The 12,362-nt window shown below is 57.6% G+C and carries 14 protein-coding genes and 1 pseudogene; 10 read left to right on the forward strand and 5 right to left on the reverse strand.

Features of this window, described 5'->3' with window-relative positions; translation table 11 throughout:
- Nucleotides 1-141 precede the first annotated feature (141 nt).
- Nucleotides 142-897: pseudogene (locus ACA055_RS11315) on the forward strand (MCP four helix bundle domain-containing protein); the annotation flags it as partial.
- A gap of 132 nt (nucleotides 898-1,029) precedes the next feature.
- Complete coding sequence (locus ACA055_RS11320) at nucleotides 1,030-1,755, forward strand: methyl-accepting chemotaxis protein (RefSeq protein WP_497684387.1); 726 nt, start codon at nucleotides 1,030-1,032, stop codon at nucleotides 1,753-1,755.
- A gap of 42 nt (nucleotides 1,756-1,797) precedes the next feature.
- Here ACA055_RS11320 and ACA055_RS11325 read toward each other — a convergent pair whose 3' ends face one another.
- The 3 genes from ACA055_RS11325 to ACA055_RS11335 form a co-directional block, all read right to left on the reverse strand.
- Nucleotides 1,798-2,145, reverse strand: coding sequence for an HNH endonuclease (locus ACA055_RS11325; protein ID WP_497683695.1), 348 nt, complete (start codon nucleotides 2,143-2,145; stop codon nucleotides 1,798-1,800).
- Between the two features lie 40 nt (nucleotides 2,146-2,185).
- A complete protein-coding gene (locus tag ACA055_RS11330) occupies nucleotides 2,186-2,770 on the reverse strand; it encodes a hypothetical protein (RefSeq protein WP_497683696.1) in 585 nt (194 codons plus the stop codon).
- A gap of 161 nt (nucleotides 2,771-2,931) precedes the next feature.
- The gene (locus ACA055_RS11335) at nucleotides 2,932-3,333 is read right to left on the reverse strand and encodes a winged helix-turn-helix transcriptional regulator (RefSeq protein ID WP_497683697.1); all 402 of its coding nucleotides are present in this window, start codon (nucleotides 3,331-3,333) and stop codon (nucleotides 2,932-2,934) included.
- Nucleotides 3,334-3,433: 100 nt separating this feature from the next.
- Between ACA055_RS11335 and ACA055_RS11340 the strand changes: the two genes are divergently transcribed.
- Nucleotides 3,434-4,384: an aromatic alcohol reductase gene (locus tag ACA055_RS11340; protein ID WP_497683698.1), complete on the forward strand. Its 951-nt coding sequence runs from the start codon at nucleotides 3,434-3,436 to the stop codon at nucleotides 4,382-4,384.
- Here ACA055_RS11340 and ilvD read toward each other — a convergent pair.
- Nucleotides 4,381-6,063 carry a dihydroxy-acid dehydratase gene (gene ilvD / locus ACA055_RS11345; protein WP_497683699.1) on the reverse strand — a complete coding sequence of 561 codons (1,683 nt, stop codon included), beginning with the start codon at nucleotides 6,061-6,063 and terminating at the stop codon, nucleotides 4,381-4,383. The two genes, ACA055_RS11340 and ilvD, sit on opposite strands and share 4 nt — an antisense overlap.
- 384 nt (nucleotides 6,064-6,447) lie before the next feature.
- Here ilvD and mqo point away from each other — a divergent pair, with 384 nt between their 5' ends.
- Entirely contained in the window at nucleotides 6,448-8,094 is a 1,647-nt protein-coding gene (mqo, locus tag ACA055_RS11350; RefSeq protein ID WP_497683700.1) for a malate dehydrogenase (quinone), read from the forward strand.
- Between the two features lie 81 nt (nucleotides 8,095-8,175).
- On the opposite strand, the gene ACA055_RS11355 is transcribed toward mqo, so the two are convergent.
- Nucleotides 8,176-8,436 (reverse strand): hypothetical protein, encoded by a 261-nt coding sequence (locus tag ACA055_RS11355; RefSeq protein ID WP_497683701.1) that lies wholly within the window; start codon nucleotides 8,434-8,436, stop codon nucleotides 8,176-8,178.
- Between the two features lie 33 nt (nucleotides 8,437-8,469).
- On the opposite strand from ACA055_RS11355, the gene ACA055_RS11360 reads away from it, so the two are divergent.
- The 6 genes from ACA055_RS11360 to ACA055_RS11385 all read left to right on the forward strand — a co-directional run bounded on the left by ACA055_RS11360 (nucleotide 8,470) and on the right by ACA055_RS11385 (nucleotide 12,281).
- Complete coding sequence (locus ACA055_RS11360; RefSeq protein ID WP_497683702.1) at nucleotides 8,470-8,682, forward strand: putative antibiotic biosynthesis monooxygenase; 213 nt, start codon at nucleotides 8,470-8,472, stop codon at nucleotides 8,680-8,682.
- 24 nt (nucleotides 8,683-8,706) lie between these two features.
- Nucleotides 8,707-9,018, forward strand: coding sequence for a putative antibiotic biosynthesis monooxygenase (locus ACA055_RS11365; protein ID WP_497683703.1), 312 nt, complete (start codon nucleotides 8,707-8,709; stop codon nucleotides 9,016-9,018).
- Nucleotides 9,019-9,611: 593 nt separating this feature from the next.
- Nucleotides 9,612-10,229 (forward strand): hypothetical protein, encoded by a 618-nt coding sequence (locus tag ACA055_RS11370; protein WP_497683704.1) that lies wholly within the window; start codon nucleotides 9,612-9,614, stop codon nucleotides 10,227-10,229.
- 503 nt (nucleotides 10,230-10,732) lie between these two features.
- Nucleotides 10,733-11,092 (forward strand): DUF6124 family protein, encoded by a 360-nt coding sequence (locus ACA055_RS11375; RefSeq protein ID WP_497683705.1) that lies wholly within the window; start codon nucleotides 10,733-10,735, stop codon nucleotides 11,090-11,092.
- 128 nt (nucleotides 11,093-11,220) lie between these two features.
- A complete protein-coding gene (locus ACA055_RS11380; RefSeq protein WP_497683706.1) occupies nucleotides 11,221-11,427 on the forward strand; it encodes a hypothetical protein in 207 nt (68 codons plus the stop codon).
- A 191-nt stretch (nucleotides 11,428-11,618) separates the two neighbouring features.
- Nucleotides 11,619-12,281, forward strand: coding sequence for a hypothetical protein (locus ACA055_RS11385; RefSeq protein ID WP_497683707.1), 663 nt, complete (start codon nucleotides 11,619-11,621; stop codon nucleotides 12,279-12,281).
- Nucleotides 12,282-12,362 lie beyond the last annotated feature (81 nt).

Genomic DNA, 12,362 nt, shown 5'->3' on the forward strand with positions numbered 1-12,362 from the left:
CTCGTGGCGGGCGCGACTACCGCATGTCGCAAAAAAACGAGCGTATGGAAATAGCCTTCAATTCCCGCTTGGCGAGGTCGATAACCTGTTCAGAAAAGCCTTCCGCGGAGGGCTTTATCCACCTGTCAGGGGAACCACCACGTGTCGATAAAACTACGTTTATTGTTGCTGATTGGCACCGGTGTGCTCACTGCTTTGATCATGAGCCTGGTCAGTTACTTGGGAAATGCGCAGATGGCTGAAGCCGTGAGTGCCAACGAGGTCAGCATGACCGCGCTGCGCAATCACCTCGAAGCCGACATGATGCACGATGCGTTACGCGCGGATGCTCTCTCGGCGATGGTGGTCGGGCTGGGCAAAAGCACCAGCACCCAGGCAGAGGTGCGCAGCTCCATCGCGGAGCATGCGACGAATTTTCGTGAACTGCTCGGTGACAACCTCAAGTTGCCGGTCAACGACACCATCAAAGCGGGCCTGAACAAAATCAAGCCGAGTCTCGATAGTTACATCACTACTGCCGAACGGATCGTCGGGCTGGCGCTTGAAAATCCGGAGGCCGCGCAAAAAGACCTGGGCAGCTTCAATACCGCATTCAGCCAGCTGGAAGATCAGATGGCGGCCCTCAGCGAACTGATCGAAACCAACACCCATCAGACCAGTGCAGGTACTTCGCAGGCGATCAGCAACGCCAACTTCACCCTCGGTGGCGTGCTCATCGCCAGCCTGTTGTTGCTGCTCGCCCAGGGACGCTGGGTGATTCTGAGCATCATGGGGCCATTGCAGACTGCCAGCCGCATTGCCGAGAGCATCGCCCATGGCAACCTGAGCGAACCGATTGCCGAACCCACCCGCAACGATGAAGCCAGCGCGTTGATTCGCAGCCTCGCAACCATGCAGCGCGACCTGCGCGGCATGATCGAAGTCGTGCGCAGCAACGCCCACGGTGTGAGCGGCATGAGCGAGCAATTGAGCAGTGGCTGCCATCAGGTCGCCGGCAGCAGTCAGCAGCAAAGCGTGGCGGCCAGCACCATGGCCGCGGCCGCCAGCGAAATGACCGCGAGCATCGAAGAAATCACCCGGCATGCCGAACGTGCGCTGAACATGGCCAACCAGGCCGAGGCACTGGCCAAGGATGGCGGCCGCGTGATCCATCAGGTGGTCAACGACATGGACGGGATTGCGCGCTCGGCGCAGCAGTCGGCCCAGGTGATCCGCACGCTGGACAAAGAGTCCGAAGGAATTTTCAGCATCATTCAGGTGATCAAGGGCATTGCCGATCAAACCAACCTGCTGGCGCTCAACGCGGCTATCGAGGCCGCACGCGCCGGCGAGCAGGGCCGCGGTTTTGCCGTGGTGGCCGACGAAGTACGCAGCCTGGCGGGACGCACCAGCGCCTCCACCCAGGAAATTGCCAGCATGGTCTCACGCATCCAGCAAAGCACCCGCGAGGCGGTGACCAGCATGGAGGCGGGCGTTGCGCAGGTCGACAAAGGCATGGCCGTGACTGCCGACGTCGAGCGCGCCATCCGTGAAATCCTCGAAGCGACTCTGAACACAACCCAGCTGGTCAACGACATCACCCGTACCATCGGTGAACAGAGCCTGGCCAGCAACGAAATCGCCCATCAGGTGGAAATGATCGCGGGCATGTCCGAAGGCAACAGCAAGGTCATTGGCCAGACGGCTTCGACCACCGATGAACTGTCGACCCTGGCGGGCAAGCTCTCGCAGTCGGTGGATCGGTTTCGGCTTTGAGGGTTAGATAAGCCCGGCCAAGCCGGGCTTAGGCGTCACGCATTAGCGTTTCTTCAAGGCGCCTGCATTTTTCTTGAAGTTGCATTCATAGCACTCGGCCTGAATATTCAGAATGTCGTCGGTCCCGCCGTGATAAACAGGCAATTTGTGCCCTTTGGTCCATACGTTTTTGTAACGCGGGTCTGGCCTGCGCGGAATGACGGACCATAGCCGCCCGCACTCAGCGCACGAAGGGGAACGGTCAAGTAATTCTCTCCACTCACCTTCAGTGTGAGTCCCTCCGTTCTCTTTCAGGCGCAGCGCCCGAACCTTGGCTCGTCCGTTGCGACAGTCCATACAACGATTCCAGCTATTGAACCGGGTTCCACCGCACTTCGTACACATTGGCATTTTCAGATACCCCAAACACTCGGTTTATGAGGCGCGGCGACTACAACGCATAAAAGCAACCATCCACCGGATCGGTCCAGACAAGCTCCCCCGTAGAGGGGCGTCGCATGATGTTGTCGAGCTTGGCATCGGCGCTGACCTCATTGCGCTCGGCAAAGTCCGCAGCGTCAGCCAGCGTTCTCAACAGACCGGCCAAATCTGGATGTTCCTCGGCTAAAGAGCGGCACTGTTCAGCAAGCACCGCGTTGCCAGGTAACTCATCCTGGTCATCCAAAAATCCTGCTAACAGGTTGGCCAGCACAGGCTCTTCGTGCTCATCAAAAGTGACCAGCCGTTCCACTTCGGCTAGCCAGTAGAACTCTTTTTCGTTGTCTGAGTGGGCAAAGTCGGAACGGCCAACAGCACCGTAATCATGAATAACCTCGACCACATTACGGTTGCCATGGGCCCACTGCTGGGCAAGGAAATTATGACCACAACCCTCACGGGTAAGGCGATAAAGCCTGCCGCTTCGCTCAAAAAGCATGCTGCTTGAGCCTTGGCAAAAAACAGTCGCTTCCTTCAATGGATCTTGGGTGAGCAAGTGTTGGAAATGCGCGCCTTGGAGTACCGCTGTATCCGTCATGAGTGCTTCCTTGAGAGTGCACATTGATCAAAAACTGACGATAGTTGACTTGAGAGAGTAAGGCGGACGGATTCCTTCAATCTCCGTTGATGGTGAAGGCCTCTTCGCGAGCAAGCCCGCTCCCACAGAGATCGCGTTTCTGCTGGGAAAAGGGGACAGATTCATTTAATTCCCTTTTCATACTCCGCTCTTGCCGCACGGAAACCGGCCGCGTTATCCATCACCCAATTCCACAGCGGGATCATGTTCTCCAGCAGCCCGGTCCCCAGTGTGGATAGTTCGTATTCCACCCGTGGCGGCACTTCGTGGTAGTCATGGCGCAAGACCAGGCCATCGCGTTCCAACTGGCGTAATGTCCGGGTCAACATGCGCTGAGTCACGCCTTCCATACGCCGGCCAATTTCGGCGTGGCGCAGTGGTCCTGCAACGCCCAGCGCGTAAACAATCCCCAATGACCAGCGATTACCGGCGTGCGTCAGTACTTCGCGTTTGAGTCCGTCGTCATCGGCACTCAGCGCTTCGCAGGCCGCTTTTGACCTATTGATAATGTCTGAAATGTCCAATCGGTTCTCCGGTATCACCCGTGTGCCTACTTATGCGTGGCGTCGAAGGGTGCCAGCATGATTGCTGAATTTCAGTCATCTTGCGATGAGGAGAAACACCATGGGCAACAACGAAAACACCGGCTCCCGGACCATCCTGGTGCTCGGCGCCGGCGAACTGGGCATGGCTGTGATGCGGGAACTGTCCGCCCAGGCTTCGGGGGCCAGCGTGGCCGTTCTGCTTCGCGCTTCGGCCATTGAGACTCAAGACCCGGGCCGGCTCGCGCAGCTATCAGAGCTGCACGCATTGGGCATCAAAACCGTGAGTGGCGATATCGCGAAGGATACGGTGGGCGAGTTGGCGGCACTGTTTGCGCCCTTTGATACGGTGATCAGCTGTGTAGGATTTGCAGCAGGGCCAGGTACGCAGATCAAACTGGCTCAAGCGGCCATCGAATCCGGAGTCAAACGTTATTTCCCATGGCAATTCGGTGTGGATTACGACGTGATCGGCCCTGGCAGCGCGCAGGATCTGTTTGACGAGCAATTGCACGTGCGCAACCTGTTGCGTGCTCAACAGCGTATCGAGTGGGTGATCGTATCGACTGGCATGTTCACCAGTTTCCTGTTCGATCCCGCCTTCGGCGTCGTCGATCTGGCCAATAGCAGAGTTCATGCGCTCGGGGACTGGAACACGCGATTGACGATCACCACGCCTGAGGACATCGGCCTGCTCACCGCGACAATCGTGTTTACGCAGCCACCGTTTGCGAACCAGATTCTGCACGTGGCCGGCGATACGATCACCTATGCGCACTTGGCGGACGTCGTGGAGTCCGCACTCGCTCGCAAGATTTCTCGCGTGGCGTGGAGTGTGCCGATACTCAAGGCTGAACTGGCGAAGGCGCCCGACGATCAACTGAGCAAATATCGCCTGGTGTTCGCCGAGGGTCGGGGCGTGGCTTGGGACAAGGCAAGCACGTTCAACGCCAAAGAACACATTGACCTCGTTACGCTGGAACAGTGGCTTGCTCTGCATTCGCGCAACTGGCGCAGTGTCAAAGTCATCTAAAGATATTTATCCGTGACAGCGCCTTCCGAGGCGCTGGACACGGTCTTCGCATACTTGGCCAGCACCCCGCGTTTGTATTTGGATTCCGGGCGTACCCAGCGGGTCTTGCGTTCGGCCAGTTCGGCGTCGGAGACATCCACTGTGATCTGCCGGGTTTCGGCGTCGATGGTGATCTTGTCGCCGTCTTCAATCAGCGCGATGGGGCCGCCATCAAAGGCTTCGGGGGTGATATGCCCCACCACAAAGCCGTGCGAGCCACCGGAGAAACGCCCGTCGGTGATCAGCGCCACGTCCTTGCCCAGCCCTTTGCCCATGACTGCAGAAGTGGGTGAGAGCATTTCGCGCATGCCGGGGCCGCCCTTGGGGCCTTCGTAGCGAATCACGATCACATCGCCTGCCTCGACTTCGCCGTTAAGGATGCCGGCCAACGCGCCTTCCTCGCCATGGTAGACGCGAGCCGTGCCTTCAAAGCGCAGGCCTTCCTTGCCGGTGATCTTGGCCACGGCACCGGTGGGCGAGAGGTTGCCGCGCAGCACCACCAGGTGCGAATCTTTCTTGACGGGCTGATCGAAGGGCAGGATCACGTCCTGGCCTTCGGGATAGTCGGGCACGTTTTCCAGGTTTTCCTCCAGGGTCTTGCCGGTCACCGTCAGTACATCGCCATGCAGCATGCCGGCCGCGAGCATGCGCTTCATCAACGGCTGGATGCCGCCGATGGCGACCAGTTCGCTCATCATGTATTTGCCGCTGGGGCGCAAGTCGGCCACCACCGGGGAGACCTTGCCCAGCTCGACAAAATCATCCAGCGTCAGCTCGACATCCACGGCATGGGCCATGGCCAGCAGATGCAGCACAGCGTTGGTGGAGCCAGCGAGGGCGATCACCACGCGAATCGCATTTTCAAAGGCTTTGCGGGTCATGATATCGCGGGGTTTGAGGTCCAGCTTCAGCAGCTCCATGACCTGCTGGCCGGCGCGGAAACTGTCCGACGCCTTGTCGCTGCCGACGGCGTCCTGAGAGCTGGAACCGGGCAGGCTCATGCCCAAGGCCTCAATGGCCGAGGCCATGGTGTTGGCCGTGTACATACCGCCGCAGGAACCGGGCCCGGGAATCGCCACTTCCTCGATCTGCTTGACCTGGATCTCGTTGATATCCCCCCGCGCATGCTGGCCCACAGCTTCGAACACGGAAATGATGTCGGTGTGGCCCGCGCCCGGCCGAATCGTGCCGCCGTACACGAAGATGGAAGGGCGATTCAGCCGCGCCATCCCGATCAGGCACCCCGGCATGTTCTTGTCACAGCCGCCCACGGTCACCAGCCCGTCAAAGCCTTCGCAACCGGCCACCACTTCAATGGAATCGGCGATCACCTCCCGCGACACCAGCGAATACTTCATGCCTTCGGTGCCGTTGGCGATGCCGTCGGAAATGGTGATGGTGTTGAAAATGACGCCCTTGGCCCCGGCGGCATTCGCGCCTTTTTCGGCTTCGATCGCCAGTTTGTCGATGTGCATGTTGCACGGCGTGACCATGGCCCACGTGGAGGCGATGCCAATCTGCGGTTTTTTGAAGTCCTCGTCCGTGAAACCCACGGCGCGCAACATGGAGCGCCCGGGCGCGCGTTCCACGCCATCGACCACTTGAGAGGAATATTTACGCAGATCGTCTTTGTCGCTCATGACTGTTCCCCACAGGCTCATCGAGAAAAACAGGATCAGTATAGTGGGCTCAGCGCTTGTGCCCGGACTATCAGGTCGGGAACAGACGCGCGGGTTTGCCGTGTCGTGATATTCTTCACCCTAACTTGCTTTGACCTATTCAGTTTGCGTGTCCTCGAGACGCGCCAACAGAATCACTGTCGCTCAAGTAGCTGAGACCAATAAAGATAAAAAGTCAGTTCAGTAGGGACATATAAACTGAGGTCGATGGAACACGTCGGCCTTGTGTGCCCACCCTCCAATCTGATGTGCGAGAACCCACGACATCCTGCCTGAATGCCGTGAAACAAGGGCCTCGCAACTGAAGATGGAAGGGCGGATGGCGTTTTATCATAGGTGCTACAGATGTTTAAAAAAATGAACACGGCCCTGCTGGGGCTGGCTTTGTCGATGGGGATCACTTCCGTTCACGCGGAAGAGGCAAAGAAAGTCGATGTGCTGCTTATTGGCGGCGGCATCATGAGCGCAACCCTGGGTGTATGGCTCAATGAGCTGGAACCTGGCATGTCGATGGAAATGGTCGAGCGCCTCGACGGCGTCGCCCAGGAAAGCTCCAACGGCTGGAACAACGCCGGTACCGGTCACTCCGCCCTGGCCGAGTTGAACTACACCCCGGAAGACGACAAGGGCAACGTCCAGATCCCGAAAGCCGTTGAAATCAACGAAGCGTTCCAGATCTCCCGTCAGTTCTGGGCCTGGCAGGTTCAGCAAGGCGTGCTGAAAAACCCGCGTTCGTTCATCAACTCCACACCGCACATGAGCTTTGTGTGGGGCGATGACAACATCAAGTTCCTGAAAAAGCGCTACGAAGCCCTGCAAGCGAGCCCGCTGTTCGCCGGCATGCAGTACTCCGAAGACCCGGCTGTGATCAAGAAGTGGGTTCCGCTGATGATGGAAGGGCGTGACCCGAACCAGAAAATCGCGGCCACCTGGTCTCCAATCGGTACCGACGTGAACTTCGGCGAAATCACCCGCCAGTTCGTTGCGCACCTGCAGACCACCCCGAAGTTCGACTTGAAACTGTCCAGCGAAGTGCAGGACATCACCAAGAACGACGACGGCAGCTGGCGCGTCAGCTACAAAAACCTGAAAGACGGCACCAAAACCGAAACCGACGCCAAGTTCGTGTTCATCGGCGCGGGCGGCGGTGCACTGCACCTGCTGCAGAAGTCCGGCATTCCTGAAGCCAAGGAATACGCAGGCTTCCCGGTAGGCGGCTCGTTCCTCGTGACCGAAAACCCGACTCTTGCCGAACAACACCTGGCCAAGGCCTACGGCAAAGCCTCCGTCGGCGCACCGCCAATGTCAGTTCCGCACCTGGACACCCGCGTCCTGGACGGCAAACGCGTCATCCTGTTTGGCCCATTCGCGACCTTCAGCACCAAGTTCCTCAAAGAAGGCTCGTACCTGGACCTGCTGACCACCACCACCACGCACAACGTGTGGCCAATGACCAAAGTCGGCATCAAGGAATACCCGCTGGTCGAGTACCTTGCTGGCCAACTGATGCTGTCCGACGAAGACCGCCTCAACGCCCTGAAAGAATACTTCCCGAACGCCAAAGCCGAAGACTGGCGCCTGTGGCAAGCCGGCCAACGCGTGCAAATCATCAAGCGTGATGAAGCGGCGGGCGGCGTGCTGAAACTGGGTACCGAAATCGTTGCTTCTGCTGATGGCTCCATTGCCGGATTGCTGGGTGCATCGCCAGGCGCTTCGACCGCTGCGCCGATCATGCTGACCGTGCTGCAGAAAGTGTTCAAGGACAAGGTTGCGAGCCCTGCTTGGCAGGAGAAGCTGCACCAGATCGTGCCGAGCTATGGCACTCAGTTGAATGGTAGTCCTGAGAAGGTGGCCGAGGAGTGGGCTTACACCTCCAAAGTGCTGCAACTGACTCCGCCACCGGCGATGGGTCAGGCGGTGGCTCCGGCTGCTGCTCCGGCTGAAGCGCCTAAGGCGCCGAAGGCTAATGCTGCTAGTGATATGGCTTTGTAAGTAGAAGACCGATCAAAAAGCCCGCTAAACCGGTGACGGTTAGCGGGCTTTTTTTTGTCGGCGGTGTTCTGAAGCAGGGCATCAAACCAATGGAGTCACCCGCATCCCGCGCGCAGGGTCATCCAATAACTTGAATTGCTCCACCATGAAATCTATCAGCATCCGCATTGACGGCAGCATCCCCTGCCGGGTTGCGAACACGGCGTAGATCATTTCAGTTCGCGGAGCCCAGTCCGGTAGAACCACGACCAGTTGCCCTCGATCAATGAAGTCGTGCACCAGTGACATACCCGACGGCATTGCCCCCAGCCACGACCCGATGATTCTGGCACGCGAACGCATCTACCAGCGGGCCATGCTCAGGCGGCAACAACCATGAGCATCGACGCCGAAGTTGGCGTCAGTGTGATTGTGCATGAGGTCAATCCGCAGCATCAGGCGTTGTATGAACAATGGATGAACAAGGCCATCGACGCCCACCGGCAGTTTCCGGGTTACCTGGCGACGGATGTGGTCAAACCAGTTGGCTCGCACTTGCGCTACGCGATCATCCTGCGCTTTGTCAGCAAGGCCCATGTCATGGCTTGACTGGAATCCCAGGTACGTCACGCCTTGTTGCGCGAGTCCTTGCCCTGGCTGCGCCAGGACTACCACCGTACAGACGACGATTCGAAATTCTGGTTCGAGCCGCTGCAAGGTCGGGTGACCGTTGCGCGATGGAAACAATGGTTACTGTCCTGGTTGATCGTATTGCCATTGACCGTGCTTGTGCCTTGGGGGGTGGCGGCGCTGCTTGAACTGTCTGGCCTGTGGGTGCCGGTCTGGGGATTCAAGGTGATGGTTTCGGGGTTGGTGTCGTTTAGTATGGTTTATTGGTTGATGCCGATGATGACGCGGTTGATGTCGCGGTGGTTGTTGGGATGAGGCTGGTGGTTGTTGTTGATGGCTTTTTGGGGGGGCGTTGTTATCGAGCGACCGGATAGCTGGTCGTCAAAATGCGGATACTCTGTGTGATCACCACATTAAGGGCGGGACATGGAAATCACGATTCATCGGAAGAAGGGTTTATTTGATAATTCCTACGGCTGGAGCGTCCCGCTAGTAATTTTCTTTAATGGTGCGGTTGTTGGACGTTTGGCAACTGGCGAAACCTTGCTCCTGAGCCTTCCGGACGTATCCGGTACGTTGCACGTCGGTCTTCTTGACTCCAGAAATGCGCCTTATATCGGAAACAAGTCTCACGAAGTCTCATCGACAAGTAATGCGCTGAGTATTTTTCCTGGCCAAGCCGTTAAGGCTTTTTCAGTTAGGACTCGGGGATGGGTTTTTTTCGATGTGGTTGGTTTGGCGTATTTGGCGTCGCTTAGCCGTCGGGTGTTCGCGCTCGAGACAGACCGAACTTAGGAAGCTTGTGCGGTGGCCACGAGCCCAGTTGCGTTGCGGGTCCATTGATGCGGCAAAAATAGATTTCGTCTTCTTTTCTCACTTTTCTCACATTTTTCGAAGCAGTCAGAACCATGATTTTAGTTGTCGACGGTATCAGCGCTAGCGGGAAAACCACTTGGTGCGCAAAGCATGGAGGGCAGCATGTCATTCCTGAAAATGGACGTTTTAAGGACGAGCCGGATCGACTGCAAGACCCAGTCGGAGCGGCAACTTTCTGGGCAGAGCGAAACGTAGATCGCTGGCAGGCAGCGCTCGCCATGGAAGAAATGTCTTCGTGGGCTTTGTGCGACAGCGATCCCCTCAAGCTCCACTACATTTGGAGCCTTTGGCAAATCGGCGAGGCAAGCGAACACGACTGGCGATTGGAGTTGGCGGCTACACGAGAAACGATAGCCCAGAGGCGGATTGGCTTCGCTGACTATTACATTGTTGGCAGCATCGATCCGCAGCTCGCGCGACAGCGTGCTCAAGCAGACACGAACCGCCGACGGGGTAGATTTGAGCTACACGTGCGACTCCAAACTGCTCTTTTAAACTGGTACTCCGCCATCGAAAAGGTACTTCCCGGCCGGGTGCAGTTCGGTTTTCCTTCAGCGATGCCGACTTTGAAAAGCCTTGATGGAAGGTATGCGGTAGCGGCCTTTGATCAAATGATCGCATCGCTCCCACGAGCTACTCACTCCTCTTAGCGAGACTGGGAGGAAAGGGGACGAGGAAAGGGCCGCCTGCTTTTTCTGCACCACATCTGCGGCGGTCAACTTCAAAAAACGTCAAATTCATCTTTGAAATCTCGAGCCTTCACCTCGTGTAAGACGCGCATACCCGATTATTAAACGTCGCGCACGAGTGCATGTTTAAAAGCGCTGTGGGTTACTTCCTGAAAGCCACAAGACCTTGCGCCGTTGCCTACGGGTACGCCAGAATCCGCCGGCTTGTGCGCCGTGGGGCTAGCCTCTATCGTTTCCCTGCCACTGCCCTTCAGTGGTCGGGTTTAGTAGCCCTTGGTGTCATCAGCAAAGTGCAAAAGCTCTGTCAGGCAGGTAATTCCCTACCTTTACTTGATGGTGGCTGTGCGCAGGGCGCTTCGGCGCGCCGGTAATTGCTGATACTCCCCGGTCTACTAACCTGCGTACAGCCGCCACCCTTCTTTTAGTAGAGAAGCATTAGCGGCTCCATTCAGGAGTATCAGCGAATGTTCAAGGTCACACCCAACCCGCCAGACACCGATCCAGCATCCCCGTACGAACCCGATTCAAAAAAACTCAACGAGGCCGCCGAACGCGCACTCGATTTTCACTTCCCCTCGACGGCCGATATCAAAGCCACACCGCGCACACCCAGCTCGCTGTTTACCGTGGACCCTGCGATCAATACCGAAACCCTGATGGTTTATCTGGTCGAGACGCTGGCCTCGGTCGATGTGATGGTCCATCACTTGGTGGATCATCTGGACGGTGGGTCGCGCAATGCGCTGCTGGGCATTTCAAACAGCATCATGCTGGCGGAGATCACGGCGAACCGGGTGCTGGATCAGATTGATCCGCCTGCGTAGGTACGGTCTGCTGTGGCGAGAGGGCAAACTCCCTCGCCACAGTTGTTAAGCGTTCATCTATCACTTGGTTCAGTGAAATGACCAGACGCTACAATCGTTGCTACCGCCCAAAAAAAGGACCTACGAGCGTGCTTGATCCACTGATCGAAGTGATTTTTCGCGGCATCTGCTTTCCTGTTGGTTGGCCCATCGTGAGGCTTGTCACGCTAGGTAAACACCCATCGAAGGGCTCTTGGTTTGCCTATACCTCGGAATCCGAATGGACTTGCGCAGTGGGACTCGCCGTTCTGGTGATCGCAATAATGGCAGCCATGAAACAGTTCATTTTTCCGTAGCACACCGCCATTCGCCAGGCGTGATCACCGGACGCTTGCTGAGCATTGGGTTCCGTTGGTGGAAGTCCGACGCCGCAGGAGGACAAGATTTTTTCAAACTACAATCAAGTGGGTTGAGACATGCCCCAGGGTGCTCTGGCTTGTGAACCTAAAGGGCATCGCGCGGACGCAGTCGTGGCGAGGATGAACCCATGCAAAGTACTGGAGTACAAAAGAGGGCACGTGTGCTTGATCCTGTCGAGCGAGTCACGGAGGTCATCTTCGGCTTGCTCATGGCGATGACTTTCACAGGAACAATCAGCGTGGCGACGGCTGGCCAGGAGGCGGAGCGTACGATGATGATCGCGGCGCTGGGTTGCAACCTCGCCTGGGGGCTCGCGGATGCGGTGATGTATTTGCTGCGAACCCTGATCGAGCGCACGCGCAACCGCACCCTGCGCGCAAGTCTATGCGGGACGGCCGATGCGGCCGCCGGGCAAGCGCTTATTGCTGAGGCATTACCGCCGCGTCTCATGGCAGCGGCCGGCACTGAGGAGCTGGAATTGCTACGTCGTCGCCTGATCCAGTTATCAGCGATGCCGGCGCAGCCGCGCCTCGGCTGGGATGATTTCAAGGGCGCAGTCGGCGTTTTCCTGTTGGTGGTGTTTTCAACATTCCCTCTTGTGGTGCCGTTTCTGCTGCTTGATCAGACGGCTCTCGCCGTACGTCTGTCTAATCTGGTCGGGCTCGGGGTGCTGTTCATCGCCGGTTGGATACTTGCGCGATATGCAGGCGCAAAACCATGGTTGGGCGGCGTCGCGATGGCTATCACCGGCGCCGTACTCATCGCCGCGATCATCGCGCTCGGCGGATGAGAAGACGCGGCAAGCGACCTGCTAAAAAGCCTGAGTTTCTACGTGATGAGCAATAAAAAGCCCGCTGAACCGGTAACGGTC

The sequence above is a fragment of the Pseudomonas sp. LBUM1657 genome, from assembly GCF_059716075.1.

Bases quoted from the DNA above. Each gene is read 5' to 3' on its own strand.
- ACA055_RS11320 (WP_497684387.1), top strand. From the start codon at position 1,030: ATGGCCGCGGCCGCCAGCGAAATGACCGCGAGCATCGAAGAAATCACC.
- ACA055_RS11325 (WP_497683695.1), bottom strand. From the start codon at position 2,145: ATGCCAATGTGTACGAAGTGCGGTGGAACCCGGTTCAATAGCTGGAAT.
- ACA055_RS11330 (WP_497683696.1), bottom strand. From the start codon at position 2,770: ATGACGGATACAGCGGTACTCCAAGGCGCGCATTTCCAACACTTGCTC.
- ACA055_RS11340 (WP_497683698.1), top strand. From the start codon at position 3,434: ATGGGCAACAACGAAAACACCGGCTCCCGGACCATCCTGGTGCTCGGC.
- ilvD (WP_497683699.1), bottom strand. From the start codon at position 6,063: ATGAGCGACAAAGACGATCTGCGTAAATATTCCTCTCAAGTGGTCGAT.
- mqo (WP_497683700.1), top strand. From the start codon at position 6,448: ATGTTTAAAAAAATGAACACGGCCCTGCTGGGGCTGGCTTTGTCGATG.
- ACA055_RS11355 (WP_497683701.1), bottom strand. From the start codon at position 8,436: ATGCGTTCGCGTGCCAGAATCATCGGGTCGTGGCTGGGGGCAATGCCG.
- ACA055_RS11360 (WP_497683702.1), top strand. From the start codon at position 8,470: ATGAGCATCGACGCCGAAGTTGGCGTCAGTGTGATTGTGCATGAGGTC.
- ACA055_RS11370 (WP_497683704.1), top strand. From the start codon at position 9,612: ATGATTTTAGTTGTCGACGGTATCAGCGCTAGCGGGAAAACCACTTGG.
- ACA055_RS11375 (WP_497683705.1), top strand. From the start codon at position 10,733: ATGTTCAAGGTCACACCCAACCCGCCAGACACCGATCCAGCATCCCCG.
- ACA055_RS11385 (WP_497683707.1), top strand. From the start codon at position 11,619: ATGCAAAGTACTGGAGTACAAAAGAGGGCACGTGTGCTTGATCCTGTC.